Source organism: Blautia stercoris (assembly GCF_054657695.1).
In genome coordinates this window covers 223,926-249,893 of the sequence record NZ_BAAHYF010000003.1, presented here as the reverse complement: position 1 = coordinate 249,893, position 25,968 = coordinate 223,926, and the positions used below count along the sequence as shown (strand labels likewise).

The following is a 25,968-nucleotide window of genomic DNA, read 5'->3' as shown; positions in this document are numbered from 1 at the left end:
ATCTTTTTACTCCTTTTCATGTGATTGATACCGCATTACGCAAAAAGACAGATTTTTGAAAACCTGCCCTGCGTAATGCAAAAACTACAGGTTTCCAAAAATCTGCCTTCTTTAATCCGAGGCTGTTTCTTTTGTAAATTTTTTACGGATTTCCTTCATCTTTTCAGCACTGTTTTTTATATCTGCCATTTGAAGGATTTTATCATACGAAATTCCAGCACCAATAGCAAGCATGATTTCCCCCAACTGTTCCCCATTATAAACATGGCTTTCCAATAATTCAGAAAGTTTTTCTTCCTCTGTCTGTACCGGTTTTTCCGTTTTCTTCGGCGGCCTCACCTCCTCTACCGTTCTCTTCCTCTGGTTCTCTTTCAGCTCTTCCTCCGAAAAAATCTTCTTAGGAATAGGCTCATAAGAAAAAATTTCATCAAAAGACAGTTCCACAATCTGAACATCTTCTCCCTGTTCCTTTTTCTTCTTATAATAATCCAGGGATTCTTCACTTAAAATCTGTACCGACTGTTTTTGGGCAGCCATTCTGTCATGGATATAAGGCGCAGCCCCGCCATCTTCTGTTTCCGAAAATCTGGAGTGTGCAAAAGTATTGTATTTCTTATCAATAATAGGATCACAACCCCTGATTAACAAAATACACTCTGAGTTATCCAGCTTTCGGGTTTCGTCCGGTGTCAAAAGCTCACGCCCCAGCACATCATAATTCCGGGAACTGCTCCCCTGCCGGCCTTTGGTTTCCCCACTGCTTTTTTTATCAATGGTTCCTTTTCCCAGGGACTCACTGATATACTTATGCGTAGACTGTTCATTCCCACCAAGATATACCAGGGAATCGCAATTACCTGGTATGGTTTCCCAGGTTTTCTCAAACAAAGCCTTAATCTGGGCAAGGTTTTGGATAAAAATGGTACAGGAAATATTCCTGGAACGCATGGTACTAAGAAGGCTGCAGTAGTCATCTGGCAATGGCACGTTGGCAAATTCGTCCAGCATAAAATTGACGTTAATGGGAAGTTTTCCATTGTAATGGAAGTCTGCCTGGTAATACAATTCCTGGAAAATCTGGGAATAAAGCATACCAATTAAAAAGGCATAACTCTTATCCGAATCCGGCGTTACACAAAAAAGTGCAGTCTTCCGGTTTCTGTCCCCGTCAACACCAAGCCCAATCTCCTCAATCTCCATTTCATCATGATCCAGAATCCGCAAAATTTGTGGGTTCTGTAACAATCCCAGCCTTGCATTTGCGGAAATGATGATACTCCTTACCGTATCTCCGGCACCCCGGACCACTTTATTATACTGGATTAAAGCAGGGTGATTGCTTCCCTTTTTTCTCTCCAGTCTGCGGAAACGCCGGTCTAAATCAGAAGGGGAACCGTCTGCATGGACTTCCGCCTCATTCAAAAGCTGCAGAACCATACGGAAATTCCTTTTCTCCATTTCACACTCCTGCCACACATAAAGAAAAATGGCCTGCAAGTACAAAGACTCGGCTTTCTCCCAGAATGGATCACTGGGCTGTGCGTTTTTCGGTGTGGTATTATTGATCAGGTTGGTAACCAGTTTTACAATATCTGTTTCAGAGCGGATATAGCGGAATGGATTATATCCGTTAGACTGCTCCATTTCCACCAGGTTCAGCACCCGTATCCGGTATCCATGCGCTTTCAGCATACCTCCGCAGCATCTTAAAATCTCCCCTTTGGGATCTGTAATGATCTGGGAAGCCCTGCTTAACTGAAGGAGATTGGGTTTCACCATGAACAAGGTTTTTCCAGCGCCGCTTCCTCCGATTACCAGGACATTTAGGTTTCTCCTGGTCTTTCTGGTATTCATGGACAGCCTGACATTCTGGGATAAGATCAGGTTATTGTGTTCATCTTTATCCGCAAACTGCTTTGCCACTTTTTTCGGATCTGCAAAAACAGCGGTACCAAATTCCTGTCCCGGCATATAGTTTTTCCGGCTGGTGACATACATGACCATACCAATCACATATACAAAAATCCCCAAAATGATTGCTTTTAAGGAAGTTTCGTTCCAATAATTGGCAAACGGGGCTACCATCACCTGATCCAGACGGTTTAAAAAATAATTGATATCCTTTCCGGGCTGATAACACACGTTCAAGAGATAACCTCCATAGCCGGAAGCTATGCCACCAATAAGATACATGCCCCAGGACTGTTTCTTCTTTTTCTGAATTGCTCCGGTTCTCTACCTCCTTCGCCCCTGTATGGTTCTTTTCCCTGCTTCCAGGTTCTGTTGTGCCTTCCTGTAATTCTGCTCCCTTCTTCTGCGTATCTTTTCCTGCTCCTGTCTGGCACGTTCCCTGTGTACCGGGTCATAGCTTTCCCTATATAAATCTTCCCCCGAAGTTTTTCTAAGAAAACGGTCCTCCAGGTCTAAAATTGCATACTCCTTCTTCTTTTCCAATCCTGCAAAAATCGTCTTATGGTCATTAATCCAGCTAATTTCCGATTTATCCAGCCAGATAAATTCATTCTTACGGTACGGAATCCTGGTTTTGATATGATGCTCTGTTTCTTCATATACCAGCTTCTGGTCTATAGTAATGGCATTCACACCTGGATTGTTCCGTTTCTCCTTTTGGATACGCTGAATGACCTGCATCTTTTCTTCTGTTTCCTGGCTGCTTCCAGTGCTGCGTCTTTGGGCTTCCTCTTCCCCAAACAACTGTTTCCACTGCTGGGAATCTACCAATTCTTCCATCTGTTCCGGTGTCCTGGTCAGTGTTACCGTACCTTCCTTCCCTTTCTCCAAAATCCCCTGTTCTTCCATGTAGCAGATAATCGGCCAGATCTGAAGCCAGGTCATATTCAGACGGGAACGGACATCACTGATCTTCTCCACCTGGTTTTTCGCCAGCTCCCGCGCAACCAGTTCACACTCCTTCGGCTCCGGCAGGGCAGGCTTTTTTACTTCTTCTACCAACTGCTCCACCTTATCCGGCTCTGCATTTTCATAGTATTCATCTAACGTCCCAATATTGGAATGTTCAATTTTTGCCATCATGGACTGAATACGGGGTGCTGCCTGGGAATGGAACAAAATTTCACTCATACCATCCTTCTCATTCAAATCCGGCAAAATGGAATATAAAATCCCATACTTATTTGCCAGGGCTTTTACCCGCTCCAGGTCTTTTGTTTCAAAACGGAAAACCTGTAAATCGCCTCCCATTTTCAGGAGCTTTTGTACAGAAGTTTTCCCTGACAGTTTTTCCTGGTCCAGAACTTTTTTAAATACCGCACAAATATCTTTTACAAACTGCCAGCCTGTATTTCCCATTTTCAGAATGATTTCTGCGCCTTCAAAGGAAACTTTAATGATCTGCGCCGCATCTTGTATTTCACTCATGCTCTCCCTCCTATCCCATTGCCCTGTCCTTTTTTACTGGAACAGCCGCCTTTATTTTTCCTTCTGTAAGCATGGCTTCCAGGTCATACTGGACATTTTCCTGTTTTAAGAGAGCCTCCAGCATGTGGTTTGCTTTTTCCTTTTCATAGGTCATATATTGAAGCTGAAAAATATAATTCTCAATCTGCAAAATATTTTCCGGAACCTGAAAAAACGGTTCAAGGTAATGGGAAAGGATACGCTCTTTTTCTTCCTTTCCTGCATGAGGCACCTGTAACTGCAAAATAATTTTTTCTACCTCTTCCATAGACTCCTTATGAAAAGCAATACGGTACAAATCCTGTTTCTGCTCCCTGGTAAGAAAGGGCTGTTCCTTTTCGGCAGCTTCCAAAAGGGAAAATGTTTTTACCACATGTTCAAGTTCTGCCATTTACACACCCGCCTTCCGTTTCCGCATCAAAAGGATAATTTCCCGCATTTTTTTCATTCTCTCTGGTGAAGGGCTGTTCTCCATCACCTGAAGAATTTCTGCATCTGCCAGCCCACTTTCTACGCACTGACGGATTTCTTCCAACTGTTCTGCGGACAGGTTATATTCCAGAATTTTCTCCACAACACTTTTGGGTACTTTTTTCCCAAGCATGGCAATCCCAAGCAGCCGGCGCTTACTTTTTTGCAGCCCTTCCGCTGTTTGTATGCTTTTTTCTTCCAATACCACTTTTGTTTCCCTGGAAGCAGCTTCTGTTTTTTCCCTGTATTTTTCTGCTTCTTTTTTCAGATCCTGAATTTCCTGCTCTTTCTTTGCCAGCTTTTCTTTTAATTCCTGTATGTTTTTATCTTTATATTGCAGGTTCTCATACAGGTCTTTAATCTCCTGGTTTTTCTCTTCAACAACATGCTCCTTTACCAGAGAGGACAAGGCTGTAAAACGGTCATTGCTTTCCTGGAACTGCTGAATGGATTGTTCCATGATCCCCATAAGATTTTTCATATAAGAACGCATTTCTTCATCTTTCGGAACTTCTTTTTTTGCCTTTGACTCTTCCAGTTGTATCCGCATGGTCCGCATACGGCTGGCCGGCAGTTCATTTCCGGCATAGGTTTTCACCTCTTCCAGATCCAGCCCGTTTTTTAAGCCCTCTACGATTTCCCGTACCTGGAACTGGTTATAATTTCCTTCACATAAAAAGTCGATTTCCCCAATCCCTTCCATAAGCCCTATGATGATTGCTTTCATCACCGGGGCTTCCTGGTTACTCTTAACTACCTTCTGGATATCCGAAACAGGAAGACCAAAATCCAGCCCCATAGAAACTGCGTCCATCTGTTCTTCTTTTAAAACTTTCCGGCATTCTTCCAGATACCGTTGTCCTTCTACTGTCATTTACCCTCCTTTTCCTCTGCCCCTTGCAGACGTTTCCCTATTCTTTTCCTTCTGTTGTGCTTCCAAGTTTTCTTTTTCTTCTGCTTTTTCACTCAGACGCTCTGCAATCCTTTTTTCTTTTAAGATTTTTTTCCGTTCAATCCGCAAACGCTCCTCTTTCTCAAAGAAATAAGCGTCTGTCTGTTCTGCCTCAGACAAGGAATATCCCATTTCTTTTAACTGCCCAAGAAGGTTTTGGTATGTCTGGTGGTCTTGAAAAAATTCCTGATACCCTTCCTGATAAAGTTCTGCTTCCATCTGTTTTTCCTGCAGCTTATTGAGAAGCAGAAGCATTTCCTCATAAGGAAGCATTTCTTTTCGTAACTGCTTTCTTGCCCTGCTGTTTTCCCAAAGCTGTTCCTTTGTTGCATCAGAAATGGCTTTCAACTGCGCCTTATCCTGTATGCGATAAGCTGCCATAAAATCAAATTCCTCCTGCAATTTTTTCAATTCCTGGATTGCTGCCCTGTATTTCCAGGTTTTAGAGTCTGCCATTGGTTTCCCCTGCCGGTACCTGCGAAGAAAGCGTTCCTTCTGGTATCTGGTCAAATGCCGCTCCCGGTATGGAATAAACACATACGTCCATTCTACCGGTATCTCCTCTCCGGTTATTTCCGGGATTGGAAGGCGTCCAAAACGCTGCCGAAGCCTTTCCTCTGTATATTCTTCCCCTAGCTGGTCCAGCCGCCTTGCCCTTCCTGCTCCGGGTTCCCGAACGGAAAGACGTTTTCTCCCCCGCAGCTCATATCCCATGTTGGAAAGATTTTCAAGAAATTCCTCATAAGAACCTGCGTCCTGTAATGCCTGATCCATATCTCTTTTAATCCGCCTGTCCCGTTCCGAAAGAGATGTTTCTTCCTGTCCTTTTTGTTTACGTTTCTCCTTTACCTTTTCCAGATCAAGCACAGATAAACCATGCTCCTTGCATATCCGGTTGGTCAGAGGCTGGATAATGTTTTCCCAATCCCTGTTTTTATAATCGTATTTATATCCTGTAGTACAGCGTACCGAATTAAAAATAATGTGCCCATGAATATGATCCGTATCATTATGGACTGCATAAACCGCTTCAAAATCCTTCCCAAGAAATTCTGTCACAAACTCTCCTACCACTTGGAAGGCTTCTTCTTCCGAAACCTCATCTTCCTCAAACGAAAGAATGAAATGGTAACCCTGCCTTTTATCCAGCTTTCCAAAATGACGTTTGGTATCTACCATCTGGGATAATGCCTGTTCGGGAATACAGTTATGCCCACAGACATAGCGGCCATGTTCTGTTTTCTCCGGGTTCATAATATAGCGAAGACCGTTTGCCAGATGTTTTGCCGGATAACCTGTTTTCGCCTGTTTCATGTGCAGGCACTTTGTAATTGCCATAACCTACAGCCTTTCCTGCACCTGGCTTACCAGTGTTTTTATCTGCTTCAAAAACACATACAGACGGTGTTTATCTTCCCTGGAATAAAGGGCGCTGTTATTGTTATGGGTAATCTGGTTGATGTTTACACCAATCCGGTTGATTTCCTGGTTCATGCGTTCCAGTTCCTTGCGGATTTCCGGGTAATCCCTGGGACGGTTGGTAATCAGCATACGAAGATACTGGGAATCAGAAAGCCCCATCTTTTCTGCCTGTTTTTGTAACTCTTCCAGCTCCCATGAGTACAGCCGGATTTCTTTTCTGCATTTCATTGTTTCTTTTTTCATGCTCCCCCTTTCCTTATCTTTATCACAGATTTCATCTACCGATTTCTACTCCAACGCTATCCGCTGTCAACTCCTAAGACCTGCTATCGGTCACTGTATAACTTCCCGGCGTCCGGACTGGCTCTGCCAGTCCTCTGCAAGATACGGATTTTACCGTACAAAATCCCATCTTGTTAGGGGGCACCCCCTAATACCCCGGATAAAATAGATAGCAAAACGCAGATACTGATAGCAGACCTGCGTTCCATATAGGGAAAAACCGATAGCAGTTCTAAACATCTGCTATCGGTTTTTCCGCTTCCTACTTCTATTTCTGCTAACAAAACCCTAGTTCTGTTAGCAAATCTGTCAGCCTCCTGTGTCTGATGTGACAGCAGTTCTTCCATTCTGCTATCAACGCTTTTGCACAGACTCCTTGCAGGCTGCTTCTTCTTCCGCAATTTCTCTCTTTTCAACAAGTATGGGAAGACTCTCTATGGACCATTTGCCGCTTTGGGTTTCTCTTATGAAATTATTGGTTTACCTGTTCTTCCAAACGCTCCAATGCCTTTTCAAAAGCTCCAATCCCACTGAAAAAGGAAGAAAGCCGGATATCCTCAAACAGATATGGCATGGCTTTGTATAGTTCCAGAAAAATATAGTACAGCACATCAACAACAATGGAATTTCCTGCCTGTTTGTAAAGCTGGCTGTTGCTTATGCCTGCTTCTTTTGCTTTCCAAAAATCCGCATCGGAAAAGCCCATAAGCCGGAAGCATTCAAAAGGTGTCAGCCTCCGGATACGGAACAAAGACTCTAAGCGGTGTATTCCATTTGATGTCGTAAGCGTAGGGCAGAGTTCCCCATGCTCCTGTACCCTTCCCCGTTTTTCCACAGACGGATAACTAAGATTTACAACACCATTTTCCAAACATTCCTCATAACCTTTCTGTGTCTTTTGACGTACCAGAATGATATTATCTTTTTGCACAGAAGTAAGGGTATGGCAGACTTCTTTTTCTCCCAGTTCCAAAGTCTGCACAATCCGGCCTTCCCGATCATACCTGCCCCGGATTGCTCCTGGACATTTTTCTACAATCTTTGGCTGGTCATGTCCTGCTAAAACCGCACCGCTGCTTCCTAAAGGGGAATAAATAACCCCGCTTGAACCATAACCGGTATGAATATCTCCTACTTGAAGAATTTTGGGCTGCTGCCCGCCACCACCACAGGCAGTTACCGTAGGGCAGCACCCGTCTGGCAGATAGACCCGTCCAGTCTGTTCAAACACCCCTTTGATATTTCCGGCTCGCTTTACCCGGTTTTCCCGAAAAGCCTTCAGGCTTTTTTCGTCCGGCTCAAACAAAAGCGCTTTTCTCTCTTCCATATCTTCAATCAAGCGGCGTACTTTTTCCTGGGATAAGTAGTATCTTTCCTCTACCGTATCCTCCAGAATATCCATAAGGCACTGGAAGGACTCCAGCGGTTCTGGAAACTGGAATGTTCCATTATCCATTTCCTTCTGTATCAAAATCAGATATACCCGTTCCCTGTTCTGGGGTATTCCATAATGCTTTGCATTAAGAACACTCCAATAGGTGTGGTATCCGTATTCATGCAGTTCTTCTTCAAACAACCGGAATGTGGTATCCCGGAATTTTTTTCCTACAATATTTTTTACATTTTCATAAATTCCCCATACTGGTTTGACACCCCGTATCATACGGAGCCACTCCACCAGAAGGGAAGAACGTGTTTTATCAATATCATGGGAACCACACATGCCGCAGGCGTCCCTTTTGGAATAATGTACCTGCAGAGGGTTATACTCATACCCGCAGCTTCGGCATTTCCAAACCGCGCCTGCCTGCTTGCCTGCCAGGGAAAAATCCTGACAGGGGCTTCCGCCACAGATCATGTTAAACGGTTCAATCTCCCTTTCGTCCACTTTTGTAATATCTCCCAGATTCAATGTTTCACTTGTACCATGAATCGCACAATAACTCTTTGCTGCATATTTATCAAACTCACAAAAATTTACCAAACTATATTTCATTCCTCATATTTCATGAGGTGTAGCTACACATTTTACCTAGGATTACTCACTTATTTCCTCCTGTCTCCTAAATTTTTTATAGTCTTCATGAGAAATCCACAGCTACAAACGAAATATCCATCTGGCATTACCTTACAATCATAGAATCACCCCTTCCCGTATCCAGAGTTTATCCTTCTGTCAAAAATTCTGTTGGTCTGCACCACCTCCTTTCCTAACACTCCAACTTTCGAATTGGTTATTTCTTTCTCACCGCTCTTCTTTCCTGATGTTTGCCAGCACCCTGGACACATACGCCTGCTTGGGTATCCCCATGCGGTATCCCTGCCGCTCATAGCTCTCTTCGATAAACGCAACCCGTACACGTCCATGCAGTTTCCTCTTTCCTATCCACTGCACTACTTTTTCCATCTCCGCTTCGCATTCGTCGATCTCCCATTTTTTGAAACATTCCTCATCATAGCTATTTTCCAAAAGAATACCCTCCTATCTTGCCTGTGCTATCTGGTATGGTACTATGTTCCTGTGTCCTACCATTTTTTCTATCTTTTGTATGTTTGTCCCTTTTGTTTCAGTAAAAAGCGGCCTTTCCTTTTCTACCAGGCTGGAAAGCTCTTGGTTTTCCTTTTTATACTGCAAAAAAGCATTATAGTCTTTTCCCATAGGTGGAAGACGTACAAAAACCTCATACTCCATAAGGGTATATTTTCTTGCCAATTTTTTTGCCGCTTGTCTTCCCGGCAGGTCATTATCCAAACAGAACTGTATCTTCCTGATATAAGGATAATCTTTTAAGAACTTTTCCAAAGGACCATCGGAAAGCATTCCAAGTACCAGGATATTGTTCTGATAATCTTCCCGCAGTTCCATATCGGACATGGCATCAATGGCCGCCTCATATACATAGAGCGTATCACTGTTTTGGTCTACCAGATTAACCCCATAAGTTTTGTCATTCCCCGTAACATCTCCTTTAAAGGGTTTTCCATATTTATCCAGGGTTCCCCTCTGGCTGGCAAAACGTGGGATACCTTCCGTATCTTTTCCCACAAAAACCAGGTTATGGTACGTTCCGCTCTCATACAAAATCCCCTTTTTTACCCAAAAATCAATCATCTGCTTTGACAGCTTCCGCTGTTTTATCAGATAGCCATATAACCGGCGGCTGGTTTCTGATTTTGAAGGAAGTACAAAAGGGTCTTTCGGTATGTCTTTTCTCTGTTTTGTCTCTTCTATTTTTTCAGTCTGTCTTTCCGGTTGAAATTTTTGCATGGTTTCAGTACGGATATATCCGGCAAACTCCAGCAGATATTTGACTGCCTCCACAAAATCCATGTTTCTGAAATATTCCAGAAAGTCAATGGTGCTGCCACCTACCCCCTGGCTAAACCGGCACCAAGAAGACCGGTTGAAGATCATCACAGAGTCCATACCCACTGCCTGATAGAACCTGCCTTTCCTTTTCAATGGAATCCCTATCTGCTCCGCCAAATCCACTAAATCCACTGCCTTTGCAATCTGAATTTCTTCAGCCGTAAATTTTCCCATACTGCACCTCTTCATATTTCATATCCAGATAATGTGCCATTTCCGGGTGCAGAGCTTCAAAAGCAGTCAGGTAGCGGAAACAGGAACTATACTCTCCCTGTCCGGTACAAAATTCCCGCAGGCTCTTTTTTGAATACTGGGCGGGCTGATTGCACCAACGACTTAGGTTGATATACATTCCCTTATAAATTTCCGGTGCCCGTTCCCATGCGGCATAGCGCATCAAATAAGCCAGACACTTATACCGCATCAAAATCTCAATCCGTATGAAAACGTCCCGAATATCCTTTGCCCAAAAATCTGCTTTCCAGGTCCCTTCCCAGTCATAGCCGCACAGTACATACAGCTTAACTTTCTGGTAAGAAACTGGGATTACTTCCCGCAAAAGTTCCAATTTTCTTACAATAAGTTCCTGATCTTTAATATGGTCAAAGGCAAAAATCATACCATTATCCAATTTGCCAGATGCCAGAAGTTCCATCTGCCTTTTCTGCATAATCCGCAGATCCAGCCCTTGCCGGAACTGAAACCGCCTGCCTGTTTCCAGGACACTGGAAAAGATTTTTTCCCACTCTGCACAGGCAAAAAAATTATCGTCCAAAAAGCATAACTTCTTTCTGGACGGATCATAAAATTCTTTCAATGGGCTTGCTGCTACTGCACCGGTGCTATTTTTGTTTACACAGAAACTGCACTTCCGAAAACACCCCCTGGTGAGGAAACCAATGGAATAATCCGTATAAAATTGGAACTCCTTCTTCTTTTTCTCTCCTTCGCTATGTTCTTTTACCATCTGGTCATACAAATGATAGTCCGGTGTATGGTGTTCCATTTCTTCGGGAAGTACCGGTGCTTTATCATAAAAAAACCCGGTTCCTCCATAAACGGTTGTTTCCTTCGCCAAAATATGATCCGGCACAAAGGTATCCGTAAACACTTTTGATACATAGAGCCGGTCATATTCCCCTGCCTGGCTATAATCCAAAAGAAGCTCTGTTTCAAATCCCTGCTCCTTCCAATAAGCGGAAAGTTTCATACATGCCAAGTTAGGAAACCGGTGTCTTTTCCGGTATAAAAGATCTGCATCTATAATCCCTATCCTCAACGCCTGCTCCTTTCCATACGGGTAGTTCCGGTTTTCTTCTCCCCTTTGACTGCCTCTTTTCTTTCTTCCTTTTCCTTGCATTCTGCCGGGCAATATGATTTTCCATTTGCTTCCATGATTTCTGCAAATTGACAAATATGGAACACCCTTGCCCCTACCTGTGTGTGGTATTCATCAATATAGGTACAAACCCGTTCTTCCCTTTTTCCATCTGGATATACAATCTCTATGGAGTCCCCGTCTGCTATGCTGAACAGGGTATGATAATGGCTGTCAATAAACCGTATTCTTTTTTTCTCTTCCATGCTTCTCACCTCATATTGCCAAAGAAAGGACAGCCGCAGCTGCCCTTTCCCAAGTTTAAAAACTGATTTTTATTTCCTATGCCTTTTTATGTCTTTTTCTGTAATAAAGTAGGCCTGCTACCATACCTGCACTTACACCAAGAGCCAGCAAAGGCAGGAACCAGTTTGTATCATCACCCGTTTTTGGTCCTGGTTTTACGGTACCTGGTGTTTCTGGTATTTTTTTATTCTGGATCTCTTTTACCACTTCAATAACTGGTGTTTTATCATTCTGATAGGTAAATACGATTTCCCACTCTTCTTCCGTCTTCTCATATCCCTTTAAAGTGGCAGTTTCTTTCAGCACATAGGTGATCGGTTCTTTGAAAACACCATTTTCATAAGTTCCAATTGGAAGTAGTTCTGAAACTGCTTTTCCATCTTTTCCAGTCTTCAAACGTCCTACTTCTTCTCCGGTTTCCTTTTCCAGCAGAACAAATTCTACTCCCTCTAAAGCTGCTTTACTGTCTGTATCCGTTTTTACGATAACCAGTTGTCCCATAGCACGCTCATCTTCCATCTTCACTTTCTGAATTTCTCCCGTTTCTTCTACTGTAAACTCCACGTCATTGGCCACAATATATCCGTCAACTGCCGCCTCTTCGTGCAGGGTATAAGTGCCTACCGGAAGATACTCAATCAGGTGTTCTTCTCCTGTGGTCCAGGACTCTACCACTTCCCCGTCCTGATCCAGGATCTGCAGCTTCGCCCCTTCAATCTCCTTACCATCTGTAATATCTGTTTTGGAAATTGAAACTTTGGTATGGTCGTCCTCCATTTTCACTTTTTGTACGTCCACTGTTTCTTCCACAACAAATTTCACATCTTCTGCCCGGACATATCCCTGTTCCGTAGGCGCTTGCTCTTCATGCAGTACATATTCTCCTGGTTCCAATGCATAGACTACATGGGGTTCTTTCTTAGATACCCACTCTTCTACCACCTTTCCGTCCTGATCTAAAATCTGCATTTTTGCACCTTCAATTTCCTGTCCACCGGTTAAATCTACTTTCGCAAACTCCGTAATGGTAGGCTGATTAGAAATTTCTTCTGAAAAAGCGAGCAGTTCAAGGGTCTGGTCTGTATAAGACGCATCAAAGGAATACACCTCATCATTTGGCAGGTATCCCGGCTTATGCTCTACTTCCTGAATATAGTATTTTCCATGAGGAAGATCTGCCTGAAATACCAGCTTGCCCTCTTCATCTGTTGTTCCCAGTTCAATCAGGGCATCTTTTTCTACAACTACTTCCCCGGCAGCATTTTTGATATCCTCCTGCGCATACAGCCCGAATACCACTCCTTCCAGCGGTTTTCCGGTTTCTGCGTCTTTCTTCAGAAGACTCAGGGAAACTTTCTGTCGCTGATTGGTAAGTTCCATTGTTACATAATCCACTGCTACTTCCTGTCCCTTATATGCAATTTCAAATTCTTTTGCTTCCGGGTCAAGCACACAGTTCTGACCTGCCTTTTCTTCCACTACATAGTATTTTCCGATAGGAAGATTATTCAGGACTGCCTTTCCTTCTTTATCTGTTACCATACGGGCTACCAGGGCATCTTTTTCATATTTTACAATGCGGTTTCCTGCTTCGTCTTTCTGTCCGTCCGGGGTATAAATGGTTTCCTTTGCATGAATGGCAAATTCTGCACCTTCCATATTCCCTTCTTCATAGTCAAATTTATAACCTTTCTCTTTTTCCATGACTTCTTCCCCGGTGAAGAAACTGCTTACCTGATTTACAAAACCTGCTACACCGTTTTTCATCTTCGTCAGGATCTTTTCTTCTACTTTAGAAGCACCAGAAAGTTTTTCTCCCTTTTTATGGATTGTAAGGCTTCCTACTGCTTCATCATTATACTGTTCAATGACAACAATAAATTTACCGGTTTCCTCTTCTACCTGGTGTACGGTATCAGAATTTACGGTAATAGTGATCGGCGCTTTCTTTGCCTCCTGGTATGTGCCTCCGTCTGCATCTTCATTCAGTGGAACTTCCTTTCCGTCTTTTAAGAGGGCATTTTCAAATCCTACCTGTACATAATTTTCCGGCGCTTCCACTTCTTCAATCCGGTAAGTGCCACATTTTAACTGCTCCGGTGTAATCAGGTATCCCTCTTCGTTGGTCCTGAACACAGATACCACTTCTTTTTTCGGATATCTTACGATCATTTCCACATATTTTTCTGCTTCCACATCATAAATCTTATAAGCTGCACTGTTATCCAGCACCGGCTTCTGCGTCTGGGCATCTTTTTTCACAATCTTGAAGTAATACTGCAAAGGACGGTCATCAAACACACGCCATACCTGCGGTTCCCGGCTGTCTTCTGAAATCTGTACGATAAATGGACGAATCCCTTTTAAATTTTCCGGAACTGTAGACTCAAACACCACATAGGTTCCATAAGGAAGTTCTGGACTCTTTAAATATCCTTTCTTATCTGTAAACAGCTCTGGTACCGTAATCTTTTTACCATTCTCCCAATAAGAAGCGGTTTCGTCTTTGCTGTAATCATAGGTGATAAAATCTTCCGGGGTATAATAAGAACCATTTCCCGGCTTCAAACTTCCATCTTTTACACCAGACAGCTCACTGATGAGGAATACCTTAAATCCAGCTCCTTCTACCAGTTCTGTTTCTGTCTGCTCCCCGTCTTCTGAGATCTTGATAAGCTGAAAGGCCTGTTTCTTTACAGTTTCCTTTACAGTTACTTCCCGGTGTACAATCTGTACCTCCTGTCCTTCATACGAAACCTCTACGGGATACTCTGTTTCATCTAACAGATACCCTTCTGCCGGCTCTATTTCTTTCACGAAATAATTTCCAAGATACAGGTTTTTGAAATCTACAGTTCCTTCACTGGAAATCGTACCCTGCGCTACAAGTTCCCCTTTTTTATGGACAATCCCATCTTTCTTATTGGGGTGTTCAATATCTTCTGCAGCATATAATCCGTATTTTGCCCCTACTAAGGTTGCGTCACCCTGGGAAATAAATCCCTGGGAATCCTGATCAATCTTACTTACATGAACTTCTCCCCGTACTTCCTCATTTTTAAAATCATGAGAAAAAGTATATGTGTAGGTGCTGTCGTCTTTATATTCATAGAAGAAACGATACACCTCATCTGTCATATAATACTTATCCGGTGCCTGGATTTCTTTTACGCTGTAATGGAAATTCAAAGGAATATCCGCATGGAACACAGCCATTCCTTCCCTGTCGGAAACAGCACGTTCCACCAGGCTTCCCTTTTCTACAAGAACCTTTCCGTCTGCCGCTGTCAGGTCTTCTTCTGCATACAATCCAAACGTCGCACCCTCCAGGGTAACGTCATCATGTTTCGATTTTTTCACTACATTTACGGAAATCTCCGGTCTTGCATTGGTAAAAGTGGTTTCCCCCTGGGATAACTCTACATTCTGTCCTGCATAGGACAAGGTTACAAACTGGGTACGTTCCTGTTCTGTTTTTCCAATCACCAGATTTTCCGGTGCTTTCTGTTCTACAACCTTATATTTTCCAAGATACAATTCTTTGGAAACAGCACTTCCATCTTCCCCGGTTGTCAGACTTTCTACCAGATCCCCTGCTTTATGCACCTTCGTCACTTTATCCTGGCTGTAAATATCCTCTGCCGCATAAATGTTATATTCTGCCCCTGCAAAGTCCGCATTTCCATATACAAAAGTCAGGTTCCCCTCTTCTCCGGTTACTCCAGTCAGAACCTCACCTTTTTTACGGATTGTGATTTTTCCTTTCTGTTCCTCATTCGTCACTGCAACAGAAGTTGTTTTTCCTGTTTCCAGCTTCACATTAAAAGACTCTGTATTCAGCTTATATCCTTCTGGAACAGAAATTTCTTTTAAATATACCGTATCCTGGGTTTTCGGAAGCTCCACCTCAGAAGTACCGTTGCTGTCTGTGGCCGGCATCTGCACAAGAAGATTTTTACATGCACTGTCTGAATAAATACCAAAAACAGCGCCGGACAGATTTACTTTACTGTTCTTATCTTTTTTTGTTACCTTTACCCTTGCCAGGTCCAGCCACTTCACCGTAAATTCCACAGAAGCACTTTCTTCTTCAAAAAATGCCCCATACCCAATGTCCTGGGAACCAGAACCCGTAGACAATACTAAGGTCTTCCACTGGGTTCCCATTTGTCCTTTCAGCTTACCGCTGTTCCATGTACCCGTTACAGTTTTGGGAGCGCTGAAATAGAATGTGGTATTCCCATTGATCTTTACGGTTCCTGTCTGTTTTGTACTTCCACTGTGATAAGTCACATTCTCTGGCATTTTTAAAGTAATATAGTTTCTATGGTCACCTTTTAAAGTAAACTCCCCGGTACGCTGTTCCTTTCCACTTTCATAAGCCTTTGCTTCCTTTGGGGACAACGTGATTGCTGCTGTCGGAGGTGCTTCCAGGCTGTAAATATGCTGGATATATCCCCACACACCGCTTGCCTTAATATCTTCAAAGGTACAGCCATAAAAACCGTCCATGCCACAATAAGAATAAGCGGCAGCTAAATGCGTAAAAATATACTTTGTCTTCCAGTCAAAAGAGGGCATATACTCCCCGGTAATGTCCCCAGGACCGCCATATCCATAATAAAGGACTTTCTGCAATTCCGGGTTGCTTTCAAATTCATTTGCTACATAATCCGAGGTCGGCGGGGAAGCCTTCATAGACTCCAGACAATATGCTACATGGCCATTTACAGTGAAATAGGAAGTAGAATAGTTCCCCACGTTAGAAGGGTATGGGATTTTTTCTCCCTGTACCAGATGTACATTGCTTCCTTTTTGCTGCTCCATTGCTGCCGGAACAACCGATAAGAACATTCCCTTATCCTCTTTTGGTGTCAGATCAATCAACTCTGCCCCTGCATCTGGCATTTCCGGTTCTTCCGTCAGTACCTCCGGTATCTCCGGGTCAGGGTCCGCCTCACCGTCCTCACCGGAGTCATCTTCGGTATGCTGGCTTACTTCTCCCTGGGGTTCCTGTGTGCTGTTTTCCCTTGCTTCTACCACAATTCTTCTCATAATCTGATAGGAAGGGCTTCCGCTTAACGGATCAACACAATAAAATGCCTGGTAAGAACCTGGGGTATTGAAATCAAAAGAATTGCCGGAGTCCCCTTCTGCTTTCAGAAACGTTACCTTTACTTTTTCATCATTTTTCTGAAAACCCCTGTAATCTGTTTCCAGGTCAAAGGGCTCTCCTGCTTTTATGGTAAGGTCCTCTGCATACACCAGTTCTTCTTCTGTCAGTTGCTCCTTTATCTCTTCCAACTCCGGTAATGTTTCCGAAGCAGCCTCCTCCTGTTTTACTTCCTGTATCTGTGCATGTTCCTCAGACTGTTCAGAAGCCAGTGCGGTGATCCCTGTATTGAGTAACGTAGAACAACTAAGAAGAAGTGCCAGCGTCCCAGCCAGCAGCCTTTTCTTTTTTCCTTTCATCATAGCTTTGCTCCTTTTCATTTTTTCGTCAAAAAAAGCAGGCCACACAAGCCTGCTTTCCATTTTCTATCTTCTTTTTTCTATCATTTGTATACGGTCTGTCCCGTATCCAATGCACCTGTCAATCCCCTTTCTATTCCCTGCTCCCTGCATGGAACACTGCCAAAACAAGCTGCAGAACCAGCAGAAACAAACATATTACCAGTTTCCCTGTCAGATACAGCAGTTTCCCCACTGCAATGAAAATCCCTTTTACAACTTCCCATACACTTCTTCCTACTGCCATATCTTTTTCCTCCTTATTCTTCAAATGCCCCATAAAATTCCGCAAACCGTAAATCTTTTTCCATACAGGCTTCTTCCTTTTCCCTGTCCTCTGCTATCGCTCCACCGTCAGAAAGTTCTCCCTGAACTGCCTTTTCCAGCACACCTAGCTTCTCAAAGGCTTCTTCCTGTGCCATTGAAACCGCTTCTTTTACGATTTTACAAAATTGTTCTTTCTGGTTCTCCAGAAGGGTATTTAATAGTTTCATCTGCTGTACTTCTTCTTCCTGCTGTAGATACTTGGCAAAATAAACGATTGCTTCTGCTATAAAGTCGTCTTTTGTCTTGAAAATATCTTTGTTATACTCCTTCAGATACCGATAAGCCTGATGATGTACCGGTCTGCTTTTATACAGCCGCAGTGAAGTTGTATATACTTTTTCCGTATCCATAAGTTTTCACTTCCTATCATGCTGTCCGCATTTTCCTCTGTTTTGCCCGGATAATACTTTTCACTGCTTCTTCACAGCCCCTTGCATTGGCATGTATATCTGTTACAAACTGTACATCTTTTCCCTCATTGGCTCCAAAATGCTCCACAATGGAAGAACCGCCGCCCATAAACACCATTTTGGTCAGATCCAGATTATAATGGTTTGCCTGTATGATACCATAAATTTCCTCTGCGTAGGACTTCAAACAGTTTTTTATGACGTCCTGATACTGCTTCGGGCAGTCATAGCTTCCTGTCCTCATAAATGCTTCTGTAATATATGCCGGTACCCCTGCCCCTGTTTTGGCAATGGCTTCCTCATTGACTTTTCCGATACAGTACAAAGCTGCCTTATCTGAAATCGAATACTTCCCGTCCGGCATTCCGTCAACAAACTCTACCAGGTCGGTAGTTCCTCCACCAATATCTACTAAAAGGCAATAACCGGGAACCGCTTCTAAAAGCGTATGGATCACCACATGCCCCTGCATAAAAACAAACACATTTTCCAACGACACATGATAATGTACCCCTTCATAACGGAAATGCAGTTCCTTTGTCTTTAACAGATATTTCTTGAAACTTTCTTTCTGCTGCTGAAATCTTCTGGGCGGCAGGGCAGCTCCCATTTTTACGGAAGCGTCTGTCAATCCCCGGAAACGCATTTCCTGCGCCAGTGCTGCAAGGGTAAGAAGATAATAATTTTCATTCTCTGTCTTATCCACACACTCCTTTTCCGGCACTTTCCCTCCCACATAATAAAACTGGTTCTGGTATTCCAAAATGTGCTCCAGGCTGTCCGGCCTTGCCTGCAAAGGCTGGATTGCTGCTGAGAATACCGTATTTGCAGTTTTCATGTTACGGTTTCCATGATCAATTCCAATAATCATTTTAGTTTCCACGTTCTTATCCTCCTGAAAGTTATAGTTTGTATTTTATCTTGTTCTCTTTGGTTCTTGACCTGTTTCTTTCTTTTCTTTGTCTATCACAGGAAGTTTTTCAAACAGTTCCCCCATCACAGCTTCCATTTCCTGAAACTTCATTTCATCTGGCATACACAGAAAAACAATCACTGCATCAGTCAGACGTTCCCCATTCTCTTTCCGGTAAAGTTCCGTATAGGAACCCCAACAACCGTCCTCACCCGCATAAAACTTTTTTGTCTTCTCATTTACTTTTATGAGGTATTCCTCGGTATCAACAAAAATTTTCCGAATGGATACTTTTTGTAGGTCGTATTTCATGCTGTCCATATAAACAGGAAGGTGTTCCTCTGGTGCAAAATAGACATACATTGTGCAATAGGTATCTCCCTCCGTCCCCATCTCCTGTAAGACAATCCCGGCTTCAAACATTTCCGGTGGAGCATAATCTACTACAAAATCCGAATCCTTACCCTGTGGAGATTTTTCAAAACGCCCTGAATCTCCAACCAGAAAATGTTTGGGGCACTGAATACGAAACCTTTCTTCCCTCATTCTGTATATTCCTCCATAATCTCACTAATATCTTTTTGAAATAACCGCTGAAGTCGGACAACTACATAGACATTGGGCTTTTGCTGTCCGTATTCAATCCTCTGATACGTCCGAAGACTGATACCCAAGACAGCCGCAAGTTCTATCTGTGTATATCCATGAGCTGTCCTGAATTTTCTTAATTTTGTTACTTTCTATCACGCTCCTTACGTCTGAGGGATAGCTTCCTGATAAGCAAACAGATTGGATATATAGCTGTTTGCTGTCAATGTGGCATTGTATAAAGCGGTAAGCAGCACTGCCCGGATATTATTGGCTTTCCTTGTACACTGCTTAATTGAGTCTATCACATACTCTACGGTAAACTTATCCAGCTTTTTATACATTCCCTGTACAATGCCAAGAGGTCGTTCTTCCTGATTTACCCTTATGGTCTTTGCATTGGACGTCAAAACATCTACTGCAAGCCCTACAATCTCATTGAGCAGTTTTCTGTCAAAAGGTCTGTCTATCCATATCGCATCATAATCAATCTGATCTTTGAACTGTTCTTCTGCTGCCTGATAGGATAAGATAGGATTATCTCTATACCCATTCCCTATTTCTGTTGTATTCTTTTGGGTACTTTCTGCTGTAGTCTTTGTAGTAATCTCTGTATTTGTCTGCCCGCTATCAGTCTGAGGTACCTCTTTGGGTATCCAGGGCTCTGTTTCCCTGTCGGGGTATGCTCCCTCTTTGAATGGTGACACCCTCTTCCTTTGGAAAGGGACAGCCCTCTCTTCTACAAAATGTATCTCTTCCTCTATGGCTGTATGGGAACTGATTTTCTCTGCTTTGGATTTCTCTCTTCTTTTTTCAAAGGAAACCGGATCTGCTCCTGTTTCTTCTGGATAAGTCAATTCTTTTAACCGGTCTACGATCAATTCCAGATACAGAACATTATTTACAACAATCCCATTCATGGAAATGGTTCTAAATACCCGTTTTACCACACCCAGCTTCTCTAAAAATACCACTGCATTTGTCGCTTCTTTTTTGGAAATCCCAAACTGTTCGCTGATCTGCTGGTAACTTCTCTGAAGAAGGTCTGACTTAAATTTCTTTCTTACCCCAATGACCTGTCCGGTTCCTTCATCTCTGATTTCTGTAGGCTTATACCAGTACACAATATCTGCCAGTATAATAATAGCTGTTAGATTTGGCTTTCCACTTTCTCTGATGATTGTCCGATACCACACCTGCGGAATGATATTTCCAGATATATTCAGTTTTGCATTTTCATCTACAATTTCATTTCCAGTGCTATAAATACCTCCATTCATACGTTTATTCCTCACTCCCCTGCTTCTTTTCTTTTTCAAATAAAGCACTTATTTCTTCATCTGCTCTTTTGCCTGCCACCAGACACGCATACAACGAAACGAGGAAAAAAATTATTCCAACAATCATAATCACCTTTATCATTGCTCTGTCCTCCCAAGAAAAAAAGGACTAAGCCAGCTAACAGAATCTTTTAACTAACCTAGTCCTTAACATATTTTTTTCAATATATTGTAACCGAATGGTTTTTCACAAACTTGACCGCCTGTGAGAATGGATATAATTTTGACAGGACCAGTAGCAATAGGTTTCTATCTTTAAGAGCCCCTGCCATTTGATTTTTACTATGAAAAATTCATTCCCGGTCTATGAATTTTCTACCTTTTATGGTATAATAGAAAAAAAACTAAATTGGCGTGAGCCCTTATTTTATAAGGAATCTGCTAACTTAGTCTTATTTTAACATAATCACCGCTGCCGGATGTTCCCACAACAGCCACAAACTCGCCGTCTTCTACGGAGAAGTTTACACCGTCCAAGGCGCGGGTAATGTTTGGCTCTGTGCCGTAATACTTTTTCAGGTCAATGGTTTGTAAAACGCTCATATTCAAAACTCCTTTCAAGGCTTTCGGCCTGTTGATAAGGGTATTGTAAAGTCCAAATGTCCGCAAAATGTTACAGCTGTCAAAAAATTTCATTGAAACCTCATTCTATTTTGTCGGCAGCATAATGGAAAATTCTGAACCCTTGCCCGGCTCTGAAACTACTTTGATATAGCCGCCCTGCCTCGTTACAATCTCCCGGGTCAGATACAGACCAATGCCCACGCCCTGCTGTTCATGTACTTCTTCTTCACGATAGAATCGCCGGAAAATAGCCGCCTGATTGCTTTCAGAAATACCCTTTCCAGTGTCGGCTACTTTGATCTCCACATACATTTCCCACAGTACCACTGATACCGTAATTTTCCCACCTGCCGGAGTATACTTCACCGCATTGTCCAGCAAATTAAAAAGAGCTTCGGACGTCCACTTGCTGTCATGGGAAATAGTCAAATTCTCCGGGCAGTCCACTGACACGGCAATTTTCTTTTTCTCCGCCGCATACACGATTCCACTCATAGCCTGTGCCACGGTGTCAAAAAGTCGGCCCGGTTTCTTGTCCAACTGAATTACACCTGTTTCCAGCCGTGAAGTTTTCACCAAAGCCTGAAGGAGAAAGTCCAGCTTATCCGTCTGGTTGCGAATTCCCCTGATAAAGTCCATACGCTCTGACTCAGGCATGGGCCTCTCCAGCAAAGTATCCGTCGCCATTTTCAGATTGCTTACCGGTGTTTTCACCTGATGGGAAATATCTGATACAAGAGCCTGTAACTCCTGCCGTTCTTCGTCCACAAGACGGCGGTTTTCCTGCATAATCTGATAAAGCCTTGCAAGCCGGTGTCCAATCCTTGCAAGCTGGGTTTCGCTGTCCTCTGGGCGTTTTGGTGCTTCATTCCCGGCAATCATGTGGTCTAAGGTCTGGCACAGCTCAGCGGTAAACTGTGATAGCCGCTTTCCAAACGCCTGCGTCAATACGAAAATTCCTGCAAATGCACACAGCAGCAATGCCCCACCTGTCAGCAGAACTATCGTCTGTTTTGTCACAAGGAACATGGTTATGGTGATTCCGGACATGGAGAGGATAAGCCCCAGTGCCACCCACCCAAACATTTTCTTTACCGAGAGGTTCTTATACTTCATTTTATCTCACCTCCCGTCCATTGATATCCCATACCATACACGGTCTTGATATAAGGTGCTCCGCAATCGGATTCGATTTTGCTGCGAAGTCGGCTAATGGCGGTTGTCAAAGTATGTTCATCCACATATTTCTCATCTATATCCCACAGTTTTTCCAAAAGCTGTCCACGAGTCAGTACCTGCCTAGGATTTTTACGGAACAGGTTCAGCATTTTGTACTCCATTGGAGATAAAATCAGGGGATTTCCATTCAAAGAAGCCGTCTGCTCCGAAAAGTCCAGAAACAGCCGTCCGTCGTTGTAAATATCTTTTGCCGGTCTATGGTGTTCCAGCATAGCGAACATGGCTTTGATTTTCCGCTGCAATGCCCCGATCACAAAAGGCTTTGTGATGTAGTCCACTGCGCCCATCTCATAGCCCCGTATCTGGTCGCTCTCCTGATCGTTGGCAGTCAGAAAAATCACAATGGTGTCCGGGTACTGAGGCTTGATTAACTTGCACAGTTCAAACCCGTTACCGTCCGGCAGGTTGATGTCCAGCAGCACTAAATCAAATTCCCGCTGGCGGATGGCATCGGCTGCGGTTCTGGTGTTTAGAACAGAAGTCACCTCGTAGCCGTCTGCGGTCAGGTTATAGGTCAACATCTTATTTAAAAAACTGTCGTCCTCGACAATTAAAATCTGCTTCATATCCTCACTTCCTTCGCTTTTTTACAAATAGTATAACAGGAAAATGTCCGCAGAATGTTACATCTCCGTAGATTTAATGATTTTTTGCCACCCTGCATAGAATCCCTGCCGTACTCGGTGCTTCATACGCCCCGTCTGCTCTCAGGCAGAGAAAGAAATCCTTTAACAGAGACAGCCGATAAAGGAAACACCGCCAGCTCGTAATTACTGACGGTGTTTTGTTTTAATAATTACATTCTTTTTTGATTTCATTCTCTATACGATGAAACGAAATGTATACTTTTATTCTCTGACTTCATCTATAATTCTTGACTGTTGACTGGCTCAACTGGCTTTGCTATCCAAACTATCGCAGTAGTGGCATACTACCTGTTAATTTGTTTACTTTCTTTTTTGAACCGCAAATTGCGATTCCTAAATAGTTCAAATCAATTTCAGATACTTCTTTCATTTTCTCTATAAATTCATCATAGGTTTTACAGCCTTGTGCCAAATCGGAAAAATCAACTACTGTTAAATCGGAAAAATCTGGTTCATAAAGTCTTTCACGGATTGCCTTTATGCTTTCGGCATTACCTTTTAAAATAGGAACAGGAAATTCAATAATGCCTAAATGATCATTTCCTGTTTTGTCGGTAACATCTGCACCAACTACTTCCGGCATTTTCTTTCCTAATGTAATTCCCATAATTGCTGCCGTATTTGCTATAATCCCCAATGGCAAGTGTTCATCAATTACCATAACGCATTTTTCATTCTGTAAATCCATTACTTTCAACCTCTTTTCTTATATGCTTTTTTTCGGAAATAAGCAGCCCTGCTAATGTCAAAATAGTTCCAATCCCTGTTATCCATGTAAAGGGTTCGTGAATAATCAGAACCGAAGCTGCTACGGTTATAACAGGAACTAGATAAATGCAAATGCTCGTCTTAACTGCTCCTAATATTTTTACAGCAAAATTCCATGTAACAAAACAAAGCGCAGACGCTCCTAATCCCAAAAACAGAATGTTCAGCAGATAGGTCATGTTTGCGAACCGGCTCAAATCCAATTTGAAGTCAAACAGAAACAACGTCGGTATCATAAACAGGATGCCATAAAAGAACACTCGCCGGGTTGTCAAAATCGTATTGTAGCCAAAGCTGCTGATCTTCCTTGTGAGAATAGAATAGCACGCCCATAGAAATGCAGCCAGCAACGCTAATAAATCACCGATAGGATTAAGCTGCAAGGAAGCACCATTAAAGCTGATTAACCCAATTCCCAGCATTGCAACAATAAATCCAATGAAGAAATTTGCTCGCAGCTTTTCGTCTTGCTTCAAAAATAAGTGAGACAGGATGGCTGTAAAAAAGGGCGCAACTGAAATAATCACGCCTACATTTGAAGCCATTGTGTATGTAAGGGCGATATTTTCCAGCAAATAGTATAGGCACACTCCACATAAGCCCGCTGCGACAAAAACACTCTCTTGCTTAATTGTCGTTCCTTTCAATCGGTGGGGATAGACAATCAACAAAGCCAACAATCCCATCAAAAATCGGAAAAACAATATTTCTATCGGTTGAAAATCTACTAATAGCACTTTTGTGGAGATAAATGTTGTTCCCCAAATCAGAATAGTAATCAAGGCCGCCAAATGACCTTTCGCTGTACTATTCGCCATGTTGTTCACCTCCCGTCCCATCGCCTTTCAGAAATATTTCCCTGTAAACACCGGGAGCTAAACCAATAAAACGATTAAAGTAATTTGTGAAGTGGCTTTGGTCGGAAAATCCCGTCTGCAAAGCTGCTTCAATAGGAGCCACTCCTTGCTCTAACAATTTTTTTGCTGCTCCAATACGGATATTTTCCAAATAGCAATAAGGAGTGACTCCTTTTGATTTGGTGAAAGCCCGTAACAAGGTAGATTTGCTTAATCCAGCATGGCAACATATCTGGTCTAAATAAATGCGTTCTGTAAAGTGTTCCTCCATAAAAGCACAGGCTTGTTCGATTTCTTCCCGACATTCGGGAATACACTCTTCAAAAGGCTGTCCGTATCGTTGAATAAGCAGCGACAACATGAAAAGCAGACTTTCTTCTTTTCCAAATTCAAGCGAACCGTTCATTACAAGTTCATGGAGTGGTCGCAAATAGCAAGTGATTTCTTCATCACAAATTACATTTTGCGAAAATCCCGGCAGTTCCCGTTTCCCTGTGACTTCTTCTGCCAAATCCAGTATGACTTCTTTTGTGATATTAAATCCCCGGTAATCCAATGTACCGTCATCTGTCTGAATGCACGCATGGCTATCGCCCGGATTGAACAGAATGACATTGCCTTTGCCGATTGTGTATTCTTGGTTTCTGCACGATAAACAGCGTTCTCCGCCTTCTACAAAACCTATCACATAATATTCGTGGAAATGGTTGGGAAACGGCTGCACAACACCTTCAAAACGGTAGGCTTCCAAACGAAGTTCATCATCATAGACTACCGTCTTTATTTCTTTTCTCATGTGCTATTCCTCCTTTCCAACACTCATTGTATCATTTGGATTTTCATAAGGCTTGTAAAATATCTTCAAAATTCGGAATTGCAGGGATGCTATCTATCAAATTCTTGTTGTTACTTTATGGCATATGAGCATTCCTGTAAGGGATGTAGCAGTTCTTCCTGTTTGTTTAACGGAACATGGTTCTCAGTATACGTGATTTCTGAAGATGAGGCGGCTGGCGGCATCTGCATTTGCCCATACGCCTCTTTGCGGGACTTTCGGAGCCAGTAAGCATAATATCAAGTATAATCAAATTTTATTCAAAAAACATTCTATATTTGAACTACTCTTTTCCTTTTTTTGTGTAAATTGGCTTATATATAAAGCAATCATTTTTAGAGCAAGTTTCGCAATGTCAGACAAAAACCCCTACGGGATTTTTTCTGCCTTGCAACTTGATGGGGATTTCG

23 protein-coding genes and 2 pseudogenes are annotated in these 25,968 nt (G+C 42.8%); all 25 read right to left on the bottom strand.

Annotation, left to right across the window (positions count from 1 at the left end; translation table 11 throughout):
* Positions 1–111: 111 nt before the first annotated feature.
* On the bottom strand, positions 112–2,193 hold the full coding sequence (locus tag ACYQ2D_RS17215) for a VirD4-like conjugal transfer protein, CD1115 family (RefSeq protein WP_181993265.1): 2,082 nt from the start codon (positions 2,191–2,193) through the stop codon (positions 112–114).
* A gap of 42 nt (positions 2,194–2,235) precedes the next feature.
* Positions 2,236–3,399, bottom strand: a complete 1,164-nt coding sequence (locus tag ACYQ2D_RS17210; protein WP_117467695.1) for a PcfB family protein — start codon at positions 3,397–3,399, stop codon at positions 2,236–2,238.
* Positions 3,400–3,409: 10 nt separating this feature from the next.
* Positions 3,410–3,829 carry a hypothetical protein gene (locus ACYQ2D_RS17205; protein WP_270636515.1) on the bottom strand — a complete coding sequence of 140 codons (420 nt, stop codon included), beginning with the start codon at positions 3,827–3,829 and terminating at the stop codon, positions 3,410–3,412.
* Positions 3,830–4,783 (bottom strand): hypothetical protein, encoded by a 954-nt coding sequence (locus ACYQ2D_RS17200; RefSeq protein WP_117467697.1) that lies wholly within the window; start codon positions 4,781–4,783, stop codon positions 3,830–3,832.
* A complete protein-coding gene (locus ACYQ2D_RS17195) occupies positions 4,784–6,199 on the bottom strand; it encodes a relaxase/mobilization nuclease domain-containing protein (RefSeq protein WP_270636514.1) in 1,416 nt (471 codons plus the stop codon).
* 3 nt (positions 6,200–6,202) lie between these two features.
* Positions 6,203–6,526 (bottom strand): plasmid mobilization protein, encoded by a 324-nt coding sequence (locus tag ACYQ2D_RS17190; protein ID WP_242990165.1) that lies wholly within the window; start codon positions 6,524–6,526, stop codon positions 6,203–6,205.
* A 511-nt stretch (positions 6,527–7,037) separates the two neighbouring features.
* Positions 7,038–8,561, bottom strand: coding sequence for a DNA (cytosine-5-)-methyltransferase (gene dcm / locus ACYQ2D_RS17185; RefSeq protein WP_117467700.1), 1,524 nt, complete (start codon positions 8,559–8,561; stop codon positions 7,038–7,040).
* Positions 8,562–8,810: 249 nt separating this feature from the next.
* Positions 8,811–9,035, bottom strand: coding sequence for a hypothetical protein (locus ACYQ2D_RS17180; protein ID WP_025577443.1), 225 nt, complete (start codon positions 9,033–9,035; stop codon positions 8,811–8,813).
* Between the two features lie 12 nt (positions 9,036–9,047).
* A complete protein-coding gene (locus tag ACYQ2D_RS17175; RefSeq protein WP_165853161.1) occupies positions 9,048–10,109 on the bottom strand; it encodes a DUF3991 domain-containing protein in 1,062 nt (353 codons plus the stop codon).
* Entirely contained in the window at positions 10,090–11,094 is a 1,005-nt protein-coding gene (locus ACYQ2D_RS17170; RefSeq protein ID WP_459786333.1) for a radical SAM protein, read from the bottom strand. The genes ACYQ2D_RS17175 and ACYQ2D_RS17170 overlap by 20 nt, the downstream gene beginning before the upstream one ends.
* A gap of 116 nt (positions 11,095–11,210) precedes the next feature.
* Positions 11,211–11,519, bottom strand: a complete 309-nt coding sequence (locus ACYQ2D_RS17165) for a hypothetical protein (RefSeq protein WP_117467702.1) — start codon at positions 11,517–11,519, stop codon at positions 11,211–11,213.
* Between the two features lie 76 nt (positions 11,520–11,595).
* Positions 11,596–17,034, bottom strand: a complete 5,439-nt coding sequence (locus tag ACYQ2D_RS17160) for a SpaA isopeptide-forming pilin-related protein (RefSeq protein WP_459786332.1) — start codon at positions 17,032–17,034, stop codon at positions 11,596–11,598.
* A gap of 130 nt (positions 17,035–17,164) precedes the next feature.
* Positions 17,165–17,317 carry a hypothetical protein gene (locus tag ACYQ2D_RS17155; protein ID WP_155512673.1) on the bottom strand — a complete coding sequence of 51 codons (153 nt, stop codon included), beginning with the start codon at positions 17,315–17,317 and terminating at the stop codon, positions 17,165–17,167.
* A gap of 13 nt (positions 17,318–17,330) precedes the next feature.
* The gene (locus tag ACYQ2D_RS17150) at positions 17,331–17,747 is read right to left on the bottom strand and encodes a hypothetical protein (RefSeq protein ID WP_117688060.1); all 417 of its coding nucleotides are present in this window, start codon (positions 17,745–17,747) and stop codon (positions 17,331–17,333) included.
* Between the two features lie 16 nt (positions 17,748–17,763).
* Complete coding sequence (locus ACYQ2D_RS17145; RefSeq protein WP_117688059.1) at positions 17,764–18,690, bottom strand: ParM/StbA family protein; 927 nt, start codon at positions 18,688–18,690, stop codon at positions 17,764–17,766.
* 33 nt (positions 18,691–18,723) lie between these two features.
* Entirely contained in the window at positions 18,724–19,266 is a 543-nt protein-coding gene (locus ACYQ2D_RS17140) for a hypothetical protein (protein WP_117689839.1), read from the bottom strand.
* A pseudogene (locus ACYQ2D_RS17135) lies at positions 19,263–19,439 on the bottom strand (helix-turn-helix transcriptional regulator); the annotation flags it as partial. The gene ACYQ2D_RS17140 and the pseudogene ACYQ2D_RS17135, both read right to left, overlap by 4 nt.
* 33 nt (positions 19,440–19,472) lie before the next feature.
* Positions 19,473–20,588 carry a DUF6017 domain-containing protein gene (locus ACYQ2D_RS17130; RefSeq protein WP_055056112.1) on the bottom strand — a complete coding sequence of 372 codons (1,116 nt, stop codon included), beginning with the start codon at positions 20,586–20,588 and terminating at the stop codon, positions 19,473–19,475.
* 4 nt (positions 20,589–20,592) lie between these two features.
* The gene (locus tag ACYQ2D_RS17125) at positions 20,593–20,730 is read right to left on the bottom strand and encodes a hypothetical protein (protein ID WP_155512674.1); all 138 of its coding nucleotides are present in this window, start codon (positions 20,728–20,730) and stop codon (positions 20,593–20,595) included.
* 326 nt (positions 20,731–21,056) lie between these two features.
* Positions 21,057–21,284: pseudogene (locus ACYQ2D_RS17120) on the bottom strand (ABC transporter ATP-binding protein); the annotation flags it as partial.
* Between the two features lie 12 nt (positions 21,285–21,296).
* Complete coding sequence (locus ACYQ2D_RS17115; RefSeq protein ID WP_459786330.1) at positions 21,297–22,328, bottom strand: sensor histidine kinase; 1,032 nt, start codon at positions 22,326–22,328, stop codon at positions 21,297–21,299.
* Positions 22,325–23,017 carry a response regulator transcription factor gene (locus tag ACYQ2D_RS17110; protein WP_187558429.1) on the bottom strand — a complete coding sequence of 231 codons (693 nt, stop codon included), beginning with the start codon at positions 23,015–23,017 and terminating at the stop codon, positions 22,325–22,327. The genes ACYQ2D_RS17115 and ACYQ2D_RS17110 overlap by 4 nt, the downstream gene beginning before the upstream one ends.
* A gap of 346 nt (positions 23,018–23,363) precedes the next feature.
* Positions 23,364–23,786 carry a DUF2000 domain-containing protein gene (locus ACYQ2D_RS17105; protein ID WP_118699244.1) on the bottom strand — a complete coding sequence of 141 codons (423 nt, stop codon included), beginning with the start codon at positions 23,784–23,786 and terminating at the stop codon, positions 23,364–23,366.
* Entirely contained in the window at positions 23,770–24,684 is a 915-nt protein-coding gene (locus ACYQ2D_RS17100) for a DMT family transporter (RefSeq protein WP_187558428.1), read from the bottom strand. The genes ACYQ2D_RS17105 and ACYQ2D_RS17100 overlap by 17 nt, the downstream gene beginning before the upstream one ends.
* A complete protein-coding gene (locus tag ACYQ2D_RS17095; protein ID WP_187558427.1) occupies positions 24,674–25,519 on the bottom strand; it encodes a helix-turn-helix domain-containing protein in 846 nt (281 codons plus the stop codon). Before ACYQ2D_RS17095 ends, ACYQ2D_RS17100 begins: the two co-directional genes overlap by 11 nt.
* Positions 25,520–25,968 lie beyond the last annotated feature (449 nt).